The organism is Autumnicola aciditolerans, from assembly GCF_041679265.1.
Taxonomy (GTDB): Bacteria; Bacteroidota; Bacteroidia; order Flavobacteriales; family Flavobacteriaceae; genus Autumnicola.
In genome coordinates this window covers 32,487-52,931 of sequence record NZ_JBGFSM010000006.1, presented here as the reverse complement: position 1 = coordinate 52,931, position 20,445 = coordinate 32,487, and the positions used below count along the sequence as shown (strand labels likewise).

Genomic DNA, 20,445 nt, shown 5'->3' with positions numbered 1-20,445 from the left:
AAAATATTGGAAAAGAAATTATTAGCAGTACTGCTTTTGCTTTGCTGCGGAAAAATTTACTGTCAGGAGATTGACGGAAGAATTTTAAATGCCACAACTTCGGAAGCAATTTCAGATGCAAGAATTGAAAATTTAGCTTCCGGAGTTGTTGTGTTTTCAGATGAAAACGGAAATTTTCAAATTACTGCTGAAGATCTTCCGGTAAACCTGGAAGTGACCTATCTTGGCTTTCAGAATACTACAAGAGCAATCTCTTCAGCTTCCGAAGAAATTATTATCCGGCTTCAGCCTTACCGTGATGATCTTTCAGAAGTAGTGGTTAGAAGTACCATAATTCCCAATAAACTGCAGCAAATCCCGGCTTCCGTAGGGCTTATTTCTGAAAGCGATATGCAACGAACAGATGCAATCGCCATCCTGGATAACTTCAATTACGTGCCTGGAATGTACGTAAACCAGGGCGCGCTTAACACCAATAAAATTAATATTCGGGGGATTGGCGCACGCTCTCAATATAGCACCAATCGAATTCAGGCTTATTTTGACGGAATTCCTTTAACCACTGCGGAAGGGGAACTTACTTTAGACGATTTTGACCAGGAAACCCTGGAGCGGATTGAGATTATTAAAGGCCCCACTTCCAGTATCTATGGCGCAGGCCTGGGCGGTTCTATAAATTTATATTCGGCCAGCGCGGATCATGAAGGTACTTCCGGAAAAGTCAAATATCAGCTTTCCAGTTTTAATACTTCAAAAGAAATAGTCACTGCCTCTCATAGCTCCAAAAACACCAGTTTGTTTGCTAATTATTCACATTTAAAAAGTGACGGGTACAGGGAAAATGGCAGTTACGATCGGAAATCTGCTTTAGTGAACGCAAAGTTGCTGACTTCTGAAAATAACCGTATTTCCTTTTTGGCAAATTTCACAAAACTGAAAGCTTTTATTCCCAGTTCCTTAAATGAAGAAGATTTTCGTAATAATCCTGAAACGGCAGCTTTCACCTGGGCCGCTTCCAAAGGATATGAATCGTACGACCGCGGATTATTGGGCGTAGCCTACAATCATCAGTTCTCTGAGAATTTCGGCAACTCCACCAGCATTTATATGAATTTCAGGAATGGCTATGAACCACGGCCGTTTGATATTTTGAAGGAAGAACGTCTTGCTGCGGGGGCGAGGACAAAATTCAACCTTAATGCAAATTTTGGAGAAATGGTTTCTCAAATAAGTTTTGGCGCCGAGTATTATAATGAATGGTACGAGACTGGCACTTTTGAAAACCTCTATGAAGATTTTGAAAATTTGGGCAGCGTGCGTGGTTCCCGTCTTAGTAATAATGAACAGGAGCGCAATTACGCCAATTTATTCGGGCAAATTAACCTGGAGATCACCAGCAGGTGGAATGCAGAAGCAGGTTTTAATATCAATACCACCAGCTATGCGCTCGATGATCTTTATGCTGAAGATGAGCTAGACCAGTCGGGAAATTATCGCTTTAAAACCATTTTTTCGCCGCGTGTAGGAACTACTTTTGAAATTGCAAGGGGTAAAAATATTTACGCCTCAGTCAGCCACGGCTTTTCCACTCCCACGGTTGCTGAAACCCTAACTCCTGAAGGACAAATTAATACTGAACTGGAACCGGAAACCGGTATCAATTATGAAATGGGTTTTAAAGGGAACTGGTTAAAAAACCGCCTTTATACTGAAGTTGCTTTTTATTCCATCCAGATAGAAAATTTAATCGTGGCGCAGCGGGTGGGACAGGATCAGTATGTGGGCATAAACGCAGGAAAAACAGACCATAACGGGATTGAATTTTTGACAAAATACAATATTGATCTTGGTGGCGGGATTACCGGCCGGCCCTATGCAAATGCTGCTTTTAATTTTTTCAAATTTGATGAATTTGTGAATGAAGAGGAAGATTTCTCCGGGAACGAGCTGCCGGGAGTTCCAAAATCAACAGTCAATGTAGGTTTTGATCTTTCCACAACATTCGGTTTATCTTTTTACAGCAATTACCGCGCGGTAGGTGAAATGCCTCTCAATGATGCCAATTCAGCTTATACCGATTCTTACCAGTTGTTAAATCTTAAAGCTTCTTATGAATTCGAATTAGCTGAAAATTTTGACATAAGTTTAAATGCCGGCATCAACAATTTACTTGATGAACATTATGCTGCAAGTATTGTTACTAATGCAGTTGGTTTTGGAGGAGCGGCCCCGCGCTATTATTATCCCGGAAATCCACGTAACTATTTTGGAGGAGTAGGAGTGAGTTATGATTTTTAATTCAAAATTTAAAATTCAGAATTTTGAATTTTTTACCGCATCAGGAACCATAAAATTATAGTCGCCACCGTGTCTTCTAACATCCCTTACCACGGTTGAGGAAATATGGCTTTTTCCCGACGCATTTATAAAGAAAACGGTATCGATGCCCGACATTAAATAATTGGTCTGCCCAATGGTTTTTTCGAATTCCAGGTCTTTAGAGTTACGCAGGCCACGCAAAATAAAACCGGCTTCCTGCTCTTTACAAAAATCTACGGTTAGTCCGCTATAAGTGGTCACTACAATTTTAGGTTCTTCTTTAAAGGTTTCTTTTAAAAAATAAAGGCGTTCCTCGAGAGAGAACATATATTTTTTATCAGAATTTGTTCCAATGGCAAGGATAATTTCATCAAAAAGGGGCAAGGCGCGTTCAATAATGTCCGTATGGCCTAAGGTAAGCGGGTCAAAAGATCCGGGAAATACAGCTTTTCTCATAGGTTAAAGATAAATATTTCTGCTGAAAAAAGTTGCCAATGATTAATTCAGATTATAGGATCATTTTCGAAAGAAAGGCAGTTGGTAATATTTTAATAATTTAAAGCGGCCTCTATTGCGCTTCCATAGAGCTCTTTTAGGCTAATTCCAGCCTTTTCGGCCTGTTGAGGTAAAATACTTGCCTGGCTTAAACCGGGTGTGGTGTTCATCTCTATAAAATAAGGCTCATTATTATGAAAAATAAAGTCGGAACGGGTGAGGCCTTTCATCTTTAGTTTCTTGTAGATAAGAACAGCAATTTCCTGTACTTTTTTTGTTTGTTCTTCTGAAATTCGGGCAGGAGTGATTTCCTTGGATTTGCCTAAATATTTAGCTTCATAATCAAAGAATTCGTTCATGGAAACAATTTCTGTAGCAGGCAAAGCCAAAACTTTCCCTTTATAGGTTACCACCCCAACCGAAACTTCTGTCCCATCGAGGAAAGATTCAATAATTGCTTCAGTATCTTCTTTAAAAGCAATTTTGGTGGCCGGGACCAATTCTTCTTTGGTTTTAACCTTGGTAATCCCAAAGCTGCTTCCGGCGCGATTAGCTTTCACAAAACAAGGCAGGCCAACTTTTTCAATAATTTCATCTACATTAACATGGTCTTCTTTATTCAGGAAATAATTTGTGGCAGCCTTTATTCCGTAGGGTTTTAAAACGCTTATTAAATCCCGCTTGTTAAAGGTTAAAGCTGCCTGGTAAGCCCCGCATGAGGTTTGGGGAATGCCCACCAGTTCAAGATACGCCTGTAAAAGTCCGTTTTCGCCGGGCGTTCCATGAATGGTATTAAAAACACAATCAAACGTGATAAGCCTTTCGTTAATAGTAACCGTAAAATTGCTTTTGTTGATGGGATAAGGAGTGTCATCATCTGCCACCACAAACCATTCGCTTTGCAGGATATGCACCCGGTAAGGTTCATAAAGCTCGCGGTCCAGGTGCTTATAAACCATGTTTCCGCTGTTGATGGAAATTCGGTATTCGCTGGAATAGCCGCCCATGGCGATGGCAATTTTTTTCTTCATGGTCAATATATCGGGATTTAAATCGTTATCAAAAATATCACTTAAAACGGGTGCATCCAAAACCGCCGGGTTTTATATCTTTGTTTTTTTAAACCAATCTATGGGATTATTACGTTTTATCTTCAGCAAAACTTTTCTAATACAATTAGTTTTAGCAGCAATAGCCATTGTGGTTATCGTATTCCTGGCCTTACAGTGGCTGGATTATTCCACCAATCAGGATCAAAGGATAGAGGTGCCAGATTTGGCCCGCATGTCTTTGGATAATGTAGATGAGCGCCTGGACGAGCTGGACCTGAGATACGAAATCCTGGATTCGGCAAATTTTAATCCCGATTTTCCACGATATTCTGTAATTGAACAGGTGCCTGAACCGGGAAAATTTGTAAAGGAAAATAGAAAAATATATCTGACATTAAATCCTTCGGGCTTTAGAAAAGTCACTATCCCAAATGATTTGATAAGAAAAACCAGAAGACAAGTGGAGCCCACGCTTCGTTCTTTAGGCTTTGAAATTGGAGAAATTACTTATAAGCCGGATATTGCTGAAGATGCCGTGCTGGAAATGCGCCATAATGGGGAACTGGTGGAGCCGGGCGATAAATTGATGAAAACCTCAAAAATTGACCTTGTGCTTGGCGACGGTTCAGGCCGGTATAACCAGACGGAAGAGGAAGGCGAAATAAATCCTGAAGCTGAAGAAATTGAATTTTAAATGAGGGAAGAAGACGAAATAAATGATGTTGAAGAACAGGATGATGAACTTTATGAGCATCATAAGTTTATAGCTGAAAAAGGACAAAATCCACTTCGGGTAGATAAATATTTAATGAATTACATTGAAAAAGCTACCCGAAATAAAATTCAGAAAGCGGCCAAAAGCGGTAATATTTATGTGAATGAAGTCGCTGTAAAATCAAATTATAAAGTTAAGGCTGGCGATGTGGTACAGGTAATGTTCGAGCATCCGCCTTATGAATTTTTACTTACTCCGGAAAATATTCCGCTTGACATTGTTTATGAGGACGATACGCTGCTGGTGGTAAATAAACCTGCCGGAATGGTGGTGCATCCGGGGCACGGCAACTACAGCGGTACCCTTATTAATGCCCTGGTGTATCATTTCGAAAACTTACCCAATAATAGCAGTGACCGGCCCGGGCTGGTGCATAGGATAGATAAAGATACCAGCGGACTCCTGGTGGTTGCCAGGACAGAAGAAGCCATGACCCATTTATCCAAACAATTCTTTAAAAAAACCAGTGCGCGCGATTATGTTGCGCTGGTTTGGGGAAATGTAGAAGAAGATGAAGGTACTATAGAGGGGAATATCGGTAGGCATCCAAAAAACAGATTGCAGAACACTGTCTACGAAGGTGACGATGCCGATAAAGGTAAACCGGCAGTAACGCATTATAAGGTGCTGGAACGCTTTGGCTACGTAACGCTGGTTTCCTGTAAGCTGGAAACCGGCAGGACGCACCAGATAAGAGTGCATATGAAGCATATTGGCCATACCCTTTTTAACGATGAGCGTTATGGAGGAGACCGGGTGCTTAAAGGAACTACTTTTACCAAATACAAGCAGTTTGTGGAGAATTGCTTTAAAGCGCTTCCCCGCCAGGCGCTGCATGCAAAAACCTTAGGTTTTACGCATCCTAAAACCGGACAATGGATGAGTTTTAATACTGAAATTCCCCAGGATATGCAGGACTGTATCGAAAAGTGGGAGAGCTACGCTAAGAATCAGAAGGAGATGCTTTAGACTAAAACTGAAATAAGCTGATTCTATTCCTGAATAAAGAACTAGTTAGCCTGCACTTTTTCAAATCTTATTCTTAAACTTATCTTTGGCGTAAAATCTTCAGAAAATGAAAATTGTTGTTTCCCCGGCCAAAAGCCTGGATTATGATTCAAAATTACCAACTACAAGAGGCACACAGCCACAATTTCTAGAAACTACTGTAAAACTGAACCGCAAGTTGGGCAGGATGAGCAAAAAGGAAATTTCAGAATTAATGGGCATCAGCGATAAACTGGCAGATCTAAACTATACCCGGTACCAGGAATTTGAAGAAGATCATAACAAAAAAAATTCCCGCCCCGCTATGTATGCCTTTGCTGGTGATGTATATACAGGTCTTGATGCTTACAGCATCCCCACAGATAAACTGGATAAGCTTCAGGATACTTTACGTATTCTCTCCGGTCTCTACGGAATTTTAAGGCCGCTGGATCTCATGCAGCCTTACCGACTGGAAATGGGTACTTCTATGGGAATTGAGAGAAAGAAAAACCTCTATGAAGTCTGGCAAAAGAAGGTGACAGGAGCTTTAAATGAGGAACTGGAAGATGATGAACTTTTTGTCAATCTGGCCAGTAATGAATATTTTAAAGCCGTAGATGAAAAAGCTTTAAAGGTGCCGGTCATTTCCCCTGTTTTTAAAGACTACAAAAACGGGAAACTGAAGATCATCAGCTTTTACGCCAAAAAAGCCAGAGGTTCCATGGTGCGGTATATCATCGACAAAAACGCCAGCACACTGGAAGATATTAAAGGCTACGATTATGAAGATTATCGCTTTAGCGAAGAACACACCGAAAAAGAAAACGAGCCGGTTTTTATTCGGTAAAAAAAGCGCCATCAATTTTTAAATATCACGATTAGCAAAAGACATCTAAACCCGTAGCCGAAATAATCTAAAATCTAAAATTCAAAATTTAACATTTAGAACAACAAGAGTTATTTTCCACCACACCCATCCATATCGCCCATTTATTCCTAAAAATGCCACCAAGCTTATCGTGGGCACTTTGCCGCCGCCAAGATTTACGAATAGGCAGTTAAAAGAAGGGGACGTTGATTTTTGCTACGGAAGCCGGGACGGGCTGCTCTGGCTGGTGCTGGATAAGATATTTGATATTGGCCTTAGGTTTGAAACCACTGAAGAGGCCGTGGAACATCGAAAGGAATGGCTTAAGAGCCGGGGGATTGGAATCTGCGATATGGTGGAAAGCAGCAGGAGGGAAAAAATTGATGCATCAGACCTGGGAATGCAGCAGGTGGAATTGCGGAATATGATCCAGATTCTGCGTGAAAATCCTAAAATTGATACGCTTTTGTTTACTGGCGGAAACAGCAAAAACGGCCCTGAATATTTCTTCAGAAGACATTTAAAGGAAATTGGAAGCGATATTAAAATGAAAGTGATTTCTAATGATGTGCCTAAGATCCATCAATTTGTGCTGGACGGGCGGCTTATCAAAACGGTTTCTTTAACCGCGCCTTCCGGATCGGCGAATCGCGCCATTGGAAGCATGGAATTCTATAAACAAATGAAAAAGAAAAACCCTGAATTCAATACGATTGATTTCAGGGTTCTACAGTATAAGGAACATTTTTAAATTATTGTTCCAGCTGTTTCTTTTGAGTATCGGCCATGGTTGTGGGTTTTACCTTAAACTTTTTGCGTTTAGGCCTTAATTTTCCATTAGTGCCAATGGCTATTTTACCGCGTTTAGTCTTTTTATCACCTCTACCCATTACTTTGTTTCTCCTTTATTCTTTTGATCTTTGATGGTTTTTTCATCAATATCATAGTCATTATTTTGAGCGTCACGATCTCCTAATTCTCCGCTTAGCGGATCATTATCACTTCTTCTGCGATCGGTTTTTCCTCTGTGTTTATCTTCAATTGGGCCTCCCATAATTGTATATTTTTAGATTCTACTCTAAGATAAGAAAAGAGGCAGTCAAACACTCCTAAAGTCCTGTTAGGAATAGGTTAAAGTCCTTTAACAGATTTGACAAAATCCTCAATGCTCTCTGTTCCGGTTTTATTGAGGTGTTTAATAAACGCGCTGCCAATAATAGCACCCTTGGCGTATTGTGTTGCCTGTTGAAAAGTCTCATTATCGCTTATCCCAAAACCAACGATCTGCGGATTTTTTAGCTTCATTCCATCAATCCTCTTAAAATAAGATTTTGTTTCGTCGCTAAAACCTTTTGTAGAACCGGTTACGCTGGCTGTACTCACCATATAAATAAAACCATTGGAAACCGAATCGATAAAACGGATCCTTTCTTCTGAAGTCTGTGGAGTGATTAGAAATATATTCTGAAGGCCATATTTTTCAAAAATAGCCCTGTATTCCTCATTATAAACATCTACCGGAAGATCTGGAATAATTAATCCATCGATGCCGGTTTCTTCACATTTTCGGCAGAATTTCTCTACGCCGTACTGAAGAATGGGGTTAAAATAGCCCATAATAATCAACGGAATTTCCACCGACTCTCTGATTCCTTCCAGCTGTTTGAAAAGCCGGTTAGTGGTCATTCCTTTTTTGAGCGCTTTGGTAGAACTCTCCTGAATGGTAGGCCCGTCGGCTAAAGGATCGCTAAACGGCAAACCGATTTCAATAAAATCGACCCCGCTTTTTTCCAGGTCTTTTATGATTTTTACCGTGTCCTCCGGCTCGGGATATCCCGCGGTAAAATATATGGAGAGCAGTTTTTTGTCTTCCTGCAGTTTTTTGCTAATTCTGTTCATTGTAAGCAGTTCAAGACCTCCCAGGTTTTCAAAACCTGGGAGATTTAAAATTATAGATTAAAATATTCAATATAAGTATTCAGGTCTTTATCTCCCCGCCCGGAAAGGTTTACCACCACAATTTCGTCCTTTTTAAACTTCCTGTCTTCAAAAATGGCCAGGGCATGCGAGGTTTCAATGGCAGGAATAATACCTTCCAGTTTTGCCAGTTCCAGCCCGGCTTTCATTGCGGCTTCATCGGTAATAGAAATAAATTCCCCTCGGCCGCTTCGGAATAAATTCGCGTGCATCGGCCCCACACCGGGATAATCCAGCCCGGCAGAAATGGAATAAGGTTCGGTAATCTGCCCGTCCTCGGTTTGCATGAGCAGAGTTTTGCTGCCATGAATAATACCTTCTTTTCCCAAAGCCGAAGTCGCCGCACTCTCGCCACTCTGGATTCCTTTTCCGGCAGCTTCAACGGCAATAATGCCTACATTGGGATTATCCATAAAATGAAAATAAGCTCCTGCAGCATTGCTCCCACCGCCAACACAGGCCACCACATAATCTGGATTTTCGCGGTTCTCTTTTTCTTTAAGCTGAACTTTAATTTCTTCGGAAATCACCGCCTGGAACCTCGCGACCATATCGGGATAAGGATGCGGCCCAACCACAGAACCTATAATATAATGTGTGTCTACAGGATTATTGATCCAGTCCCTGATGGCCTCGTTGGTGGCGTCCTTGAGCGTACGGCTACCCGATTTCGCCGGAACAACTTTTGCACCCAGCATCTTCATTCGGGCAACATTTGGCGCCTGGCGCTCAATATCTATTTCGCCCATATATACAATACATTCAATACCCATTAATGCGCAAACCGTAGCGGTGGCAACACCATGTTGTCCGGCGCCGGTTTCAGCAATTATGCGATTTTTGCCTAGCCGTTTAGCCATTAAGATCTGTCCAACAGTATTGTTCACTTTATGCGCACCGGTATGGCAAAGATCTTCTCTTTTTAGATAAACTTTTGTATTGTATTTTTTGCTGAAGCGTTCTGCATAATAGAGCGGAGTGGGCCGCCCCACGTAATCTTTCAGCAAAGCCTTGAATTCTTTCTGAAAAGATTCTTCTTTCATAATATCCAGGTATTGCGAGCGCAATTCCTCTACGTTTGGATATAACATTTCCGGAATATAAGCGCCGCCAAAATCGCCGTAATAGCCTTTTTCGTTTGCCTGATAGGTCATATTGTTCTTTTTGTCTATCCTGCAAGGTCTTCAAGACCTTGTAGGTTTTATTTGAGTAATTATTTTTTCGCCAGGGATTCTTTAAATACTTGAAGCTTTTCTGCATTTTTCAATCCGGGTGCGTCTTCAAACCTGCTGTTTACATCTACAGCGTAAAGTAAACCCTCCTGGCCATTTTGATGAAACCATTTTTGCAGTTTTTTTATTTCTTCAACTTCTTCTATTCCTATCCCGCCGCTAAGGAAAAACGGAACGGAAGAAGGATAATTTTTTAAAACTTCCCAATTAAAGGTGATCCCGTTACCTCCCTTATTTTTGCCTTTTGTGTCGAACAAGAAATAATCTACAAAAGGTTCAAAATCGTTTAAAACTGCAAAATTAAATTCATTTTTTACTGAAAATACTTTGATGATTTCCAGCTTGGTATCCGCAATGGCTTCTTTTACCTGTTGGCAAAAATCTGCTGATTCATCGCCATGCAGCTGCACCGCCTGGAGGTGATAATCCCTGACTTTTTCAAGGATGACATCTACGGAAGCATTTACAAAAACTCCTGTTTTTTTTATTGCGGAAGGTATTTCAGAAATTTGGCTTTCCACAAACCGGGGTGATTTTTCATAAAATATCAGTCCCATATAATCCGGCTGAAGCTGAGCGATCTCCCTGATGTTTTCCGGGTTTTTCATTCCGCAGATTTTAAGTTTTAAAGTATGCCGTTCAGAAGATTTCATAATTCTGATATTTTCTTTTCAAATGTCAACTAAGCTTTAGCCAAAAATTCTTTTGCACTTAACACAGGAATTTTTGAATTTTTGAAGTCTTTCAGGTTTCTGCTAATTATTATCTGGTGCTGAAATTCCAAAGCAGTATAATATTGCATTGCATCTTCAAAATCCGGAAAATCCTCATCATTAAGAGCTAGTTCTATAATTTTATCATTCAGCGGTAACACCTCGACCAGCACTTTGAACCTGCGCAGAATGAGCCTGGCCTCATTTCTAGATTTTAAACCTGATAATATATAATGAGTATTTGCAAAGCTGAGAGAGGAAATAGCCAGTTTTAATTCGCCTTTGTCAGCCATGGAAAACATTCGGGCAGCTGCCGGGTAAAATGGATTCCTCTTTGCCAGTAAATCTAAGATGATGTTGGTGTCTATAAAGAGTCTCTTCATTTATACTTATTTATTATATATTCTCCATACTCCTTTTTATAGTCAAAATCTTCTTCAATATTTATAACTCCGGAAAGGCTTTCCACAAGGGGAGTAATATTTAAATCTTTTTCATCTTTTTCTACAATGGCAGCCAGGTAAAATTCAACCATCTTTGAAAGGCTGGTGTTATTAGACCTGGCATAATCTTTAGCTTTTTCAATTACTGCTTTATTAAGGCTTAAGGTGAGCTTTGTATCCATACTTGATGATTTACGTATAAATATAACTGTTCTGCACGTGAAAAACTATTAGGATAAATGTTTTATAAACTCTGCCGCACTTTTTCCGGGATCATCGGTTTTCATAAAGTTCTCCCCAATCAGGAAGCCTTTATAGCCATATTCTTTTAAATCTTTAATGGCTTCTACGGAACTTATTCCGCTTTCAGAAACCTTTACAAAATCTGCCGGAATCTTTTCTGAAAGGGATTTGCTGATGTCTGTACTCACTTCAAAAGTCTTTAAATTCCTGTTATTGACGCCAAGCATATCCAGGCTGGGCATAATGGATTTCTGAAGTTCTTCTTCATTGTGCACTTCCAGCAGTACATCCAGTTTCAGGCTTTTGGCAAATTCTGAAAGTTGTTTTATTTGTTCCCTTTCCAAAACGGCGGCAATCAGCAAGATTACATCTGCACCATAGGCTTTGGCTTCCAGGAGCTGGTATTCATCAATGATAAATTCTTTCCTCAAAATGGGCATTCTCACACTGGCCCTGGCAAAAAGCAGGTCCTCCAGAGAGCCGCCGAAATATTTTCCATCAGTAAGTACAGACATTCCCGAAACTCCTGCATCCTCATAACCTTTAGCCACATCTTCCACATTCAGGTTTTGGTTTATTACCGCTTTGGATGGCGACCTTCTTTTATGTTCAGCGATAATCCCGGTTTTGCTTTTGGTTAAAGCTTTAGTAAGAGAAGCGGTTTTTCTGTCAAGAAGTACCGATTTCTCCAGCTGAGCTGCCGGGATTATTGATTTCTTGAGGATAACTTCTTTAAGCTTATCTGCTATTATTTTATCTAAAATGTTCATTGTTCTTTTTTAATAATTCTGCAATGGCAGCACTTGTTCTCGACTGCGCTCGAACTGACAACTGTTCTGGACTTTGCCCATTCACAATTTTACCCGTTCTCGACTGCGTCTGTCTTTCGGCCAGGCAGGCTCCACCTAACAGCCTAGGGCAGGTGGTTATTTACTCAACTCCTGCAACTTTTTTAGTGCCTTTAAACCGTTACCGGATTTTAAGGATTCCTGCGCTTTTTCAAAACCTTCTTTTAGGGAGACCTTTTGTGCAGTTGCAATGGCCATGCCTGCATTGGCACAAACCACATTATTTTGTGCTACGGTGCCTTTACCACTTAGAATATTTGTAAAAATTTCTGCGGAAGTTTCTATAGAACCACCCCCGGCAATTTCGGAAGGATCAAGTTTTTTAACTCCAAAATCTTCCGGGCCAATCATCGCTTCAGAATCATTGGAAATGGTTTTGGTTTTTCCGGTCAGGGAAATTTCGTCATAACCATCCAGGGCGTGTAAAATGGTAAAATTCTTATCGGTATTTTGATAAAGATAACCGTACATTCGTGCCAGTTCCAGGTCAAAAACGCCCACTAACTGGTTTTGAGGAAAAGCGGGATTTACCATTGGCCCCAGCATATTGAAAAAGGTCTTAACTGCTAAAGATTTTCTTACCGGGGCCACGTTTTTCATAGCCGGATGGAAGAGAGGGGCATGTAAAATACAAATTCCCGCCTGGTCTATACATTTTTCCAGAAAATCCGGGTTATTGCTGAATTTTATTCCCAGGTGTTCCATTACATTTGAGCTTCCGCTAACCGAAGATACTCCATAGTTCCCATGCTTTGCCACATTAACCCCTGCGCCGGCAGTTATAAATGAAGCAGTGGTGGAGATATTAAAAGTGTTTTTACCATCGCCGCCGGTGCCGCAAAGATCAATAGGATTGTAATCGCTTAAATCTATAGCAATACAGAGTTCCAGCAGCGCATCCCTGAAACCTTCCAGCTCTTCAATGGTAATGCTGCGCATCATGTAAACAGTTAGAAAAGCGGCTATCTGGTTGCTGTTATATTCGCCATCAGAAATGTTAAACAATACCTGCTTAGCCTCTTCCCTGGTGATGGTTTCGTGGTTTATTAACCTGTTTAATAGTTCTTTCATATTTTCCCTCGTCTTCAGAAAATCTGCAGAGTTGTTGAGGTATTTTAGTTAAACTTCAGTGTTTGTACTCGCATTTTCTTCCTGCTCTTTTGAGCGGGTTGGGTAGGGGCTGTTTACCCAGTTTTCGATCATCTTTTTACCTTCTGGTGTGAGCACCGATTCCGGGTGAAACTGGACTCCGCGTACATCAAATTCCCGATGACGAAGGGACATGATCTGCCCGTCTTCGTCATAAGAAGTGGCTTCCAAAGCATCTGGTAGTTCTTTAAGAACCACCCAGGAATGGTAACGGCCCACTTTAAGATTGTCTGGCAGATCTTTAAAAATGGGCTCATCTTTTACACAGAGCTTAATATTGGTGGCCACGCCGTGGTAAACCGATTTCAGATTTCCCAGTTTTCCGCCAAATACTTCGCCAATGGCCTGCTGGCCAAGGCATACTCCAAAGATACTTTTTGTTGCCCCGTATTTCTCGATAATTGGCTTTAAAAGTCCGGCTTCGGAAGGGATTCCGGGGCCGGGCGATAACAGGATTTTATCAAATTTCTCTACATCTTCCAATTGCAGCTGGTCATTTCTTCTGACTGTTACCTCGCAATTGAGGTCTTCAAGATAATGAACCAGGTTGTAAACAAAGGAATCGTAATTGTCTATAACCAATATTTTTTTAACCGCACTTCCCGATCCTCCTTCTAATGAGGGGTTGGGATTTCTTTCTATAGTTGAATTTTCACTCATGATTTCTCTCTTTTTGCGTTAGGGATTGAGGTAGTGTTGGAGCTCTTTTAAAATTGGCAAATTTTAAAAAGCGACTACCGAAAGCCCGGCCCGCAGGGCAACGCCCAAATTATACATCTTCTGCTATTTCCAGTGCCTTTGTTAATGCCCCAAGTTTATTGTAAACTTCCTGTAATTCGTTCTCTTCTTTTGATTCTGAAACCACTCCGGCGCCGGCCTGGTAATGCAAATGGTGATTTTTGCTCACAAAGGAGCGAATGATGATGGCGTGGTTAAAATTGCCCTCAAAATCCATAAAACCAATGGCGCCGCCGTAGGCATCGCGGTTCACATTTTCATATTTTTCGATAAGCTTCATGGCGCTGTGCTTGGGCGCTCCGCTTAAGGTGCCGGCGGGAAAGGTATCGGCCACCACCTGCATTGTTGGCGTGCCGGGATCTTTGGTGCCGGTTACTTTACTCACCAGATGGATCACGTGCGAAAAAAACTGGATTTGCCTGTAATTTTCTACCTTAACATTGCTGCCGTGGCGGCTAAGATCATTGCGGGCAAGGTCTACCAGCATCACGTGCTCTGCATTTTCTTTCTCATCGGCGGCCAGTTTTTTGGCAAGCTCTGCGTCCTGCTCGTCGTTTCCGGTGCGTTTAAAGGTGCCGGCAATAGGATGGATTTCGGCCTGCCCGTCTTTTACCACGAGTTGCGCTTCGGGAGAACTGCCAAAGATTTTAAAATCGCCGTAATCAAAATAAAACAAATAGGGCGACGGATTTATGCTGCGCAGGGCTCGGTACACGTTAAATTCATCTCCTTTAAATTTTTGGGAGAACCTTCTGGAAAGTACAATTTGAAACACATCCCCGCGGTAGCAATGTTTTTTCCCCAGTTTCACATTTTCAATAAACTCCTCGTCGGTAAGATTGGAAAAGGGTTCTTCCTGTCGGGTGAAATTATAGGTGGCGAAGTTGCGAACTTTTAGTAGTTGCTCAATTTCAGCTAATTTGCTTTCTGTTTTGTAAGAATGGTCAAAAATATAAGCCTCGTTGTTAAAATGATTTATCGCAATTATATTTTGATAAACCGCATAATACATATCCGGCAGGTCCAGGTCGCCTTTCTTTTTGGTGATCTCAAGATCTTCAAAATATCGTACTCCGTCGTAAGCGATGTAGCCAAAAAGTCCGTTATTGATGAATTTGAAGTCTGAATTTTCGGCTTTAAATTGTTTTGAAAATTCCTGAATTTTCTCCACCACATTTATACTGTCTTCAATATTGGTAGTTTTTGTAGTGCCGTCTGGTAAACTTTCTTCAATTTGCTCATTTTTGATCTTTATGGAAGCCATGGGATTGCAGCAAATATAAGAGAAGCTGTTATCGCTGGCGTGATAGTCGCTACTCTCCAGGAGCAAACTGTTTGGATACTTATCGCGCACCTTAAGATAGACACTTACCGGGGTGATAGTATCGGCAAGCAGTTTTTTATGTGTTGTTTTTAATTGGTACATGGTTATTTTTGGTATTTACGCTTCAGAAACTCTTATACAAATCTTTGTGTTAAGTCTTCCCAATCAGGGTTAAAGTCGTTAATTAAATTTATTTTCCAGTTTCTGTTCCATTTTTTTAGTTGTTTTTCCCGTTTTATGGCCGTAAAGGATATTCAAATAGTTCATAATACACTAATTTGTTCAGGTTATAACGACTGCTGAAACTTTTACTGCTTTTATTTCTATGCTGGTACAACCGCTGTTCTATACTTCCGGTCATTCCAATATATAATACACCAAGTTTTCTGTTTGTTATGATATAAACATAATATTGGAAATTGTTCATTCTCATTGAAATTTGAAGTTCTCGTTTTTTTAGATTTCCGCCTTCGCGGAAATGACCATATTATACAAATAAAAAAGGCTTGTCGTGAGACAAGCCTTTGTATGGAGTTATACTATAGCAATGTTACTTCACGACTTTTGACGTAAGTTGTTCCACCACCAAGTATGTACAGTAAAAATTTTCATTGCCTCAAATATAGAGATCAAATTTTAAATGACAAACAATTTTCTATTTTAGTTTTGAGGTAAGTTAAGGAGGCTGGCCAAACTTCATTGACCAGCCTCATAACAGAATGTTTTTTAGAATTTTACTTCCACATCGAGTTCAAAATTATCGTGGATGGTATTATCTCCTAAATTAGAGAAAAAACTTCCCGATCCATAACGCACATTATATTTGGTCCTGTCTATTACCACTTTTGCGGAAGCAGTATCTTCTTTCCACTCCTGCTCAAAAGTTACCGGATGTGTATTTTCTTTTATGGTAAGGTCACCCAAAACTCCGTAAGTGCCATTTTCCTTTTTAACCACATTATTAATCACCAGTTTAGCGGTTGGATAAGTATCTACGGCAAAAAAGTCATCGTTTTTTAGATGGCCTTCCAGCTGCGCTTTGCTGTCTCCGGAAAGATCTGTAACGGTAATAGAAGGCATGTCTATTATAAATTCGCCTCCAACCGGCTTGTTATCCTCAAGTTCAAAATACCCTTCTTTAATATCAATGGTTCCGGTATGAGAACCGGCTAATTTTTTTCCTTTCCATATGACATTACTTTGTGCTGAGTTTACTTGCTTTTTCATGATAATATTAATTTTAAATGAATGTTTTTAGATTGATTGCATGATATAATTCCTTTTCATAGCAATTTTTTGGAATTACTTATATATGCTGAAATAATTCTTCTTTTTGTTTCCTCACTTTCTTGGCGTGTTGTGCAACATCTTCCTCGCTTCTGTAACCTATAGCTGCGATTACTGCAGTAGAAAGGCCTTTCTCTTTAAGGCCAAGAATTTCATCAAATTTCCCGGCGTCAAAACCTTCCATGGGGCAAACGTCAATTTTATAATTTGCCGCTGCAGAAAGCAGGTTTCCAAGAGCGATATAGGTCTGTTTCTCTGCCCAGGCACTTTGCTCTTCCTTAGACTGTTGAAGTACAGTATTTGCCAGCATATCTTTAAAGCCGTTCAGTTTTTCTACCTGAATCTCCCTTATTTTGCTGATGTTGTCCAGATAGGCATCTACATGTTCTTCAGAAATAGAAGTAAGATTTGCGAAAACTATTAAATGAGAGGCTTCAGTAATCTGAGATTGATTGAATGCCTCGGGCTGAAGTTTTTTTCTCACTTCCGGATCTTTTATTATTAGTACTTCATAAGGCTGCATACCGTAAGATGAAGCGGAAAGTTGAATGCTTTTCAGCAGTTTTTCCAGATCTTCTGAAGAAATCTTTTTAGTGCTATCAAATTTTTTGGTAGCATATCTCCATTCTAAGTTATTGATATATGTATCCATAATAATTGTATATACAAGTGTTGATTTAAAATTTTTTTAGTTTCTCATTTTTTCGAGCAATTGGTTTAGCTGCTCTATTTCTTTTTCGTTAAGATTTGTGGTTATTTTATTCTCAGTATTTTCCACAATTGGATCGAGTTCTTTTAGAAGGTCAAGGCCTTTAGAAGTGATCACAATTTCAACTTTTCTTCTGTTTTCTTCACAAATGCATCGGTCTAAAAGTTTTTTATCCAGTAATTTATCTACCAATCGAGTTGTATTGCTCATCTTATTCACCATTCTATCCTGAATGGTATTGAGATTTGCCGGTTTCCCCTGTTGCCCGCGAAGGATTCGAAGAACATTGAATTGTTGAATAGAAATGTCGAATGGCTTAAGGGCATCTGCCATTAAAGTGTTGGCTGCATTTGTGGCCAGCATCATATTAATGATAAGCTTCTTTTTTATGGGAAGCGGCTTATTGGTTTTTAAAATTTTTTCTACATTCATGTTAATACAACATTTGTATGTACAAATATAAGTTTTATTATGAAGTATTATATTAACTAAATGTTAAATATTATTTCTTATTCAAGAGTATAGGTTGTGTTCTATAAGTGTTTCAGGTATCTTTAGTATTTTTAAAATCTAATATAATCATAGTTATGAAAGAACTTTCACAAGAAGAGTGGAGCGAGCAATTAAAGGAGGATAAAAATGCCGTAATCCTGGATGTTAGGACAGATGAAGAAGTAGAAGAGGGTTATATTCCCGGCGCCAAAATAATAGATATATATAAAGGACAGGAGTTTGTAGAGGAAGTTGAGAAACTTGATAAAAATAAAAATTACTACATCTATTGCCGTTCTGGAAAGCGAAGTGCTCAGGCATGTACTATTTTAGATCAAATGGGATATGCCAACACTTATAACCTCCAGGGAGGATTTATGAACTGGCATGGTGAAGTGGAAGGGGATGATTAAATATTGTTCTTTTTTAAATTATTTTTGATGGTTTAGATGTATTTCATCTTAAATATTTGCACTTCATAGAATTTTAGTTAGGTTTAGCATATATTAAACCACTTATTTAACTAAAATTTTAACTATGCTAAACAAATTTAAGCCTTTGGCAGTAACTGTGATTGCTGCAGGCATCTTGTGCTCCTGTTCTCAGGATACAAAAGAATTTCAGGAAGAAGAAATGTTGCCAATGGCTACTCAGCCATCATCTTCAAATATTATTGAAGGCCAGTACATTGTGGTTTTTAATACTGCGGTAACAGGAGATGCAAGCTCTAAATTTCCTGATAGTTATTCAAAAGCCCAGGAAGCCGTTGCAAGCAAAGCCCGGCAATTGTTAAAAGCTGCGAGTGTAGCCGATGCTGAAGTCATTAATGTCTATAGTAAAGCATTAAATGGAGTAACACTTAAGTTGTCCCTTGAAGATGTAGAGAAATTAAAAGGCAAGAAGGAAATAGCTTTTATCGAGGAGGACAAAGTTATTGCCCTTGCTCCTCCCTGTGGTACTCCAAACGGAGTTCCCTGTGATTCAAATCCAGGAGACGGTGGTAGTACGGGAGGCCAGGAAACTCCTTATGGAGTTTTACGTGTAAATGGAGTAACTTCCTATAGTGGTACCGGAGTGGCATGGATCATAGACAGCGGGATAGACCTTGACCATCCAGATCTTAAAGTTGATGCTTCACGTGGATTCAATGCTTTTACCTCAGGCCGGGATGGCAGATCCCTGGACGATGGAAACGGGCATGGTACTCATGTTGCCGGGACTATTGCAGCCCTGAATAATAATATAGGAGTAGTAGGAATAGCTCCCGGGGCCACAGTAATTCCAGTAAAGGTTCTAGATAGTCGTGGTAGCGGATCTTACTCCGGCGTTATTGCAGGAGTAGATTTTGTAGCTGCAAAGGGAAAATCTGGTGATGTGGCAAACATGAGCCTTGGAGGGCCGGTTTCTCAGGCATTGGACGATGCAGTTGTTGCTGCCGGTAAAGCAGGTATAAAGTTTACCCTTGCGGCAGGAAATGAAAGTGATGATGCCAATAACCATTCTCCGGCTCGTGCAAATGGTATCAATATCTATACAATTTCAGCAATGGATTCTAATGATGAATGGGCATATTTTTCAAATTACTCCAATCCTCCTGTAGATTATGCTGCACCAGGTGTAGCTGTAAAATCCACATGGAAAGATGGTGGATATAACACTATTAGTGGTACCTCTATGGCTTCACCACATGCAGCAGGAGTTTTACTTTTGGGCAATGCTTCAACACAGGGTAATGTAATTGGAGATCCAGATGGTAATCCAGACCCGGCTATTGTACATTAGATATTTTGATCTGGAAAAACCGAGTGATAAAGTGCCTCCAATAGCTCCATGCTGCTGGAGGCATTTTCTATTAATATACTTTTAAAAGAATTTTTACGTTAAAAATAAAGTGGGAGAGATCAAATTTATTTTAGATAATTGATATATTTACCCGCGAAGATTTTACCTACTAAACCTACGTTATGAACAAGTGTCTGTTATCTCTTTTGTTTTTGTTTTCATCTTTAGCCTCTGTGCATGCACAGGAATATAGTTTTGGATTAAAAGGTGGTATTAATCGTGCCATGGGAGGTGAATTAACAGGAATTCCTAACGGTGGGTTTAATGGAGATACCTTTCAGGCTAATTCAAAAATAGGTTTTCACGGAGGCGTATTTTTTGAGTTAAGGTTCGGAAAATTTCTCGTCCGTCCGGAAGCTATGTATAACACCATTGAAACTGAATTTGATTTTCCTACACGCCCTTCTGTTTATGCCGTAGATAAATTAAGCATTCCGCTTTTGGTGGGGTATAACATATTTGGTCCAGTAGATATTTATGCCGGCCCTGCATATACTAACATTATCAATTCCACACTTGAAGGGAATGAATTAAACAATTCTGAAGTTGTTGCACAGAACACTCCATTATCGGCGCACCTGGGTGTAAAAGCTGGATTTGGAAGGTTTGAATTAGATCTGCGGTATGACAGGACGCTTTCTTCAGAGGAAGAACAGGATGTGGATATTATCAATAGTCAATACGGAGTAAATAGGGCTAACTTCAGCGATTCCCGCCTCAATCAGATATTGCTCAGCCTTAGTTTTAAACTCTTTGACAGTAAAGCTAGTGGAGGAAGGAGAAGTGGTAGGGGTTGTTATTTTTAATTACCCTAAGAACGCAGGTGGCTAATCTTCGTTCGCTTGTTCCCCTCTAAAGGGTATTTTAATTCTTACCCAATGTTTCTATAATTCTGAATCAAAGGTTTTTCTTATTTCACTTGATGTAAACGTTTTCAGTGTTTTTCTGG

General features: G+C 40.0%; 25 protein-coding genes. 8 read left to right on the top strand and 17 right to left on the bottom strand.

The features are described 5' to 3' along the window. Window positions 1–6: 6 nt before the first annotated feature. Entirely contained in the window at window positions 7–2,298 is a 2,292-nt protein-coding gene (locus tag AB8M93_RS07695; protein WP_373056995.1) for a TonB-dependent receptor domain-containing protein, read from the top strand. A 15-nt stretch (window positions 2,299–2,313) separates the two neighbouring features. On the opposite strand, the gene coaD is transcribed toward AB8M93_RS07695, so the two are convergent. Next, entirely contained in the window at window positions 2,314–2,775 is a 462-nt protein-coding gene (gene coaD, locus AB8M93_RS07690) for a pantetheine-phosphate adenylyltransferase (protein WP_373056994.1), read from the bottom strand. Between the two features lie 92 nt (window positions 2,776–2,867). Next, complete coding sequence (locus tag AB8M93_RS07685) at window positions 2,868–3,845, bottom strand: D-alanine--D-alanine ligase (RefSeq protein ID WP_373057183.1); 978 nt, start codon at window positions 3,843–3,845, stop codon at window positions 2,868–2,870. 100 nt (window positions 3,846–3,945) lie between these two features. Between AB8M93_RS07685 and AB8M93_RS07680 the strand changes: the two genes are divergently transcribed. The 4 genes from AB8M93_RS07680 (at window position 3,946) to AB8M93_RS07665 (ending at window position 7,250) form a co-directional block, all read left to right on the top strand. After that, complete coding sequence (locus AB8M93_RS07680; RefSeq protein ID WP_373056993.1) at window positions 3,946–4,560, top strand: PASTA domain-containing protein; 615 nt, start codon at window positions 3,946–3,948, stop codon at window positions 4,558–4,560. Beyond that, window positions 4,561–5,610, top strand: coding sequence for an RluA family pseudouridine synthase (locus tag AB8M93_RS07675; RefSeq protein ID WP_373056992.1), 1,050 nt, complete (start codon window positions 4,561–4,563; stop codon window positions 5,608–5,610). It begins immediately after the preceding gene. 106 nt (window positions 5,611–5,716) lie between these two features. Beyond that, a complete protein-coding gene (gene yaaA, locus AB8M93_RS07670) occupies window positions 5,717–6,478 on the top strand; it encodes a peroxide stress protein YaaA (protein WP_373056991.1) in 762 nt (253 codons plus the stop codon). Between the two features lie 112 nt (window positions 6,479–6,590). Continuing rightward, a complete protein-coding gene (locus AB8M93_RS07665; protein ID WP_373057182.1) occupies window positions 6,591–7,250 on the top strand; it encodes a uracil-DNA glycosylase family protein in 660 nt (219 codons plus the stop codon). A gap of 1 nt (window position 7,251) precedes the next feature. Here AB8M93_RS07665 and AB8M93_RS07660 read toward each other — a convergent pair whose 3' ends face one another. The 15 genes from AB8M93_RS07660 to AB8M93_RS07590 all read right to left on the bottom strand — a co-directional run bounded on the left by AB8M93_RS07660 (window position 7,252) and on the right by AB8M93_RS07590 (window position 17,594). Then, window positions 7,252–7,389 (bottom strand): 30S ribosomal protein THX, encoded by a 138-nt coding sequence (locus tag AB8M93_RS07660; RefSeq protein WP_373056990.1) that lies wholly within the window; start codon window positions 7,387–7,389, stop codon window positions 7,252–7,254. Next, window positions 7,389–7,553 (bottom strand): hypothetical protein, encoded by a 165-nt coding sequence (locus tag AB8M93_RS07655; RefSeq protein ID WP_373056989.1) that lies wholly within the window; start codon window positions 7,551–7,553, stop codon window positions 7,389–7,391. Before AB8M93_RS07655 ends, AB8M93_RS07660 begins: the two co-directional genes overlap by 1 nt. Before the next feature lie 77 nt (window positions 7,554–7,630). Then, window positions 7,631–8,398: a tryptophan synthase subunit alpha gene (gene trpA, locus AB8M93_RS07650; protein WP_373056988.1), complete on the bottom strand. Its 768-nt coding sequence runs from the start codon at window positions 8,396–8,398 to the stop codon at window positions 7,631–7,633. A gap of 50 nt (window positions 8,399–8,448) precedes the next feature. Continuing rightward, window positions 8,449–9,630 (bottom strand): tryptophan synthase subunit beta, encoded by a 1,182-nt coding sequence (trpB, locus tag AB8M93_RS07645; protein WP_373056987.1) that lies wholly within the window; start codon window positions 9,628–9,630, stop codon window positions 8,449–8,451. A 59-nt stretch (window positions 9,631–9,689) separates the two neighbouring features. Next, window positions 9,690–10,361 (bottom strand): phosphoribosylanthranilate isomerase, encoded by a 672-nt coding sequence (locus AB8M93_RS07640; RefSeq protein ID WP_373056986.1) that lies wholly within the window; start codon window positions 10,359–10,361, stop codon window positions 9,690–9,692. A gap of 29 nt (window positions 10,362–10,390) precedes the next feature. Then, window positions 10,391–10,804 (bottom strand): type II toxin-antitoxin system VapC family toxin, encoded by a 414-nt coding sequence (locus tag AB8M93_RS07635; protein ID WP_373056985.1) that lies wholly within the window; start codon window positions 10,802–10,804, stop codon window positions 10,391–10,393. Then, complete coding sequence (locus AB8M93_RS07630) at window positions 10,801–11,046, bottom strand: DUF6364 family protein (RefSeq protein WP_373056984.1); 246 nt, start codon at window positions 11,044–11,046, stop codon at window positions 10,801–10,803. Before AB8M93_RS07630 ends, AB8M93_RS07635 begins: the two co-directional genes overlap by 4 nt. A 48-nt stretch (window positions 11,047–11,094) precedes the next feature. Continuing rightward, entirely contained in the window at window positions 11,095–11,877 is a 783-nt protein-coding gene (trpC, locus tag AB8M93_RS07625) for an indole-3-glycerol phosphate synthase TrpC (protein WP_373056983.1), read from the bottom strand. A 156-nt stretch (window positions 11,878–12,033) separates the two neighbouring features. Continuing rightward, on the bottom strand, window positions 12,034–13,026 hold the full coding sequence (trpD, locus tag AB8M93_RS07620) for an anthranilate phosphoribosyltransferase (RefSeq protein WP_373056982.1): 993 nt from the start codon (window positions 13,024–13,026) through the stop codon (window positions 12,034–12,036). Between the two features lie 48 nt (window positions 13,027–13,074). Next, entirely contained in the window at window positions 13,075–13,764 is a 690-nt protein-coding gene (locus tag AB8M93_RS07615) for an anthranilate synthase component II (protein ID WP_373056981.1), read from the bottom strand. Window positions 13,765–13,873: 109 nt separating this feature from the next. Next, window positions 13,874–15,268, bottom strand: coding sequence for an anthranilate synthase component I family protein (locus AB8M93_RS07610; protein ID WP_373056980.1), 1,395 nt, complete (start codon window positions 15,266–15,268; stop codon window positions 13,874–13,876). A 133-nt stretch (window positions 15,269–15,401) separates the two neighbouring features. Continuing rightward, window positions 15,402–15,593, bottom strand: a complete 192-nt coding sequence (locus tag AB8M93_RS07605; protein ID WP_373056979.1) for a GIY-YIG nuclease family protein — start codon at window positions 15,591–15,593, stop codon at window positions 15,402–15,404. A gap of 299 nt (window positions 15,594–15,892) precedes the next feature. Then, entirely contained in the window at window positions 15,893–16,393 is a 501-nt protein-coding gene (locus AB8M93_RS07600) for a YceI family protein (RefSeq protein ID WP_373056978.1), read from the bottom strand. A gap of 79 nt (window positions 16,394–16,472) precedes the next feature. Beyond that, a complete protein-coding gene (locus tag AB8M93_RS07595; RefSeq protein WP_373056977.1) occupies window positions 16,473–17,105 on the bottom strand; it encodes an NAD(P)H-dependent oxidoreductase in 633 nt (210 codons plus the stop codon). Window positions 17,106–17,141: 36 nt separating this feature from the next. Continuing rightward, window positions 17,142–17,594 carry a MarR family winged helix-turn-helix transcriptional regulator gene (locus AB8M93_RS07590; protein WP_373056976.1) on the bottom strand — a complete coding sequence of 151 codons (453 nt, stop codon included), beginning with the start codon at window positions 17,592–17,594 and terminating at the stop codon, window positions 17,142–17,144. 155 nt (window positions 17,595–17,749) lie between these two features. On the opposite strand from AB8M93_RS07590, the gene AB8M93_RS07585 reads away from it, so the two are divergent. The 3 genes from AB8M93_RS07585 (at window position 17,750) to AB8M93_RS07575 (ending at window position 20,302) form a co-directional block, all read left to right on the top strand. After that, on the top strand, window positions 17,750–18,067 hold the full coding sequence (locus AB8M93_RS07585; RefSeq protein WP_373056975.1) for a rhodanese-like domain-containing protein: 318 nt from the start codon (window positions 17,750–17,752) through the stop codon (window positions 18,065–18,067). A gap of 124 nt (window positions 18,068–18,191) precedes the next feature. Beyond that, window positions 18,192–19,436, top strand: coding sequence for a S8 family peptidase (locus AB8M93_RS07580; RefSeq protein WP_373056974.1), 1,245 nt, complete (start codon window positions 18,192–18,194; stop codon window positions 19,434–19,436). A 182-nt stretch (window positions 19,437–19,618) separates the two neighbouring features. Next, window positions 19,619–20,302 (top strand): outer membrane beta-barrel protein, encoded by a 684-nt coding sequence (locus tag AB8M93_RS07575; protein ID WP_373056973.1) that lies wholly within the window; start codon window positions 19,619–19,621, stop codon window positions 20,300–20,302. Window positions 20,303–20,445: the final 143 nt, after the last annotated feature.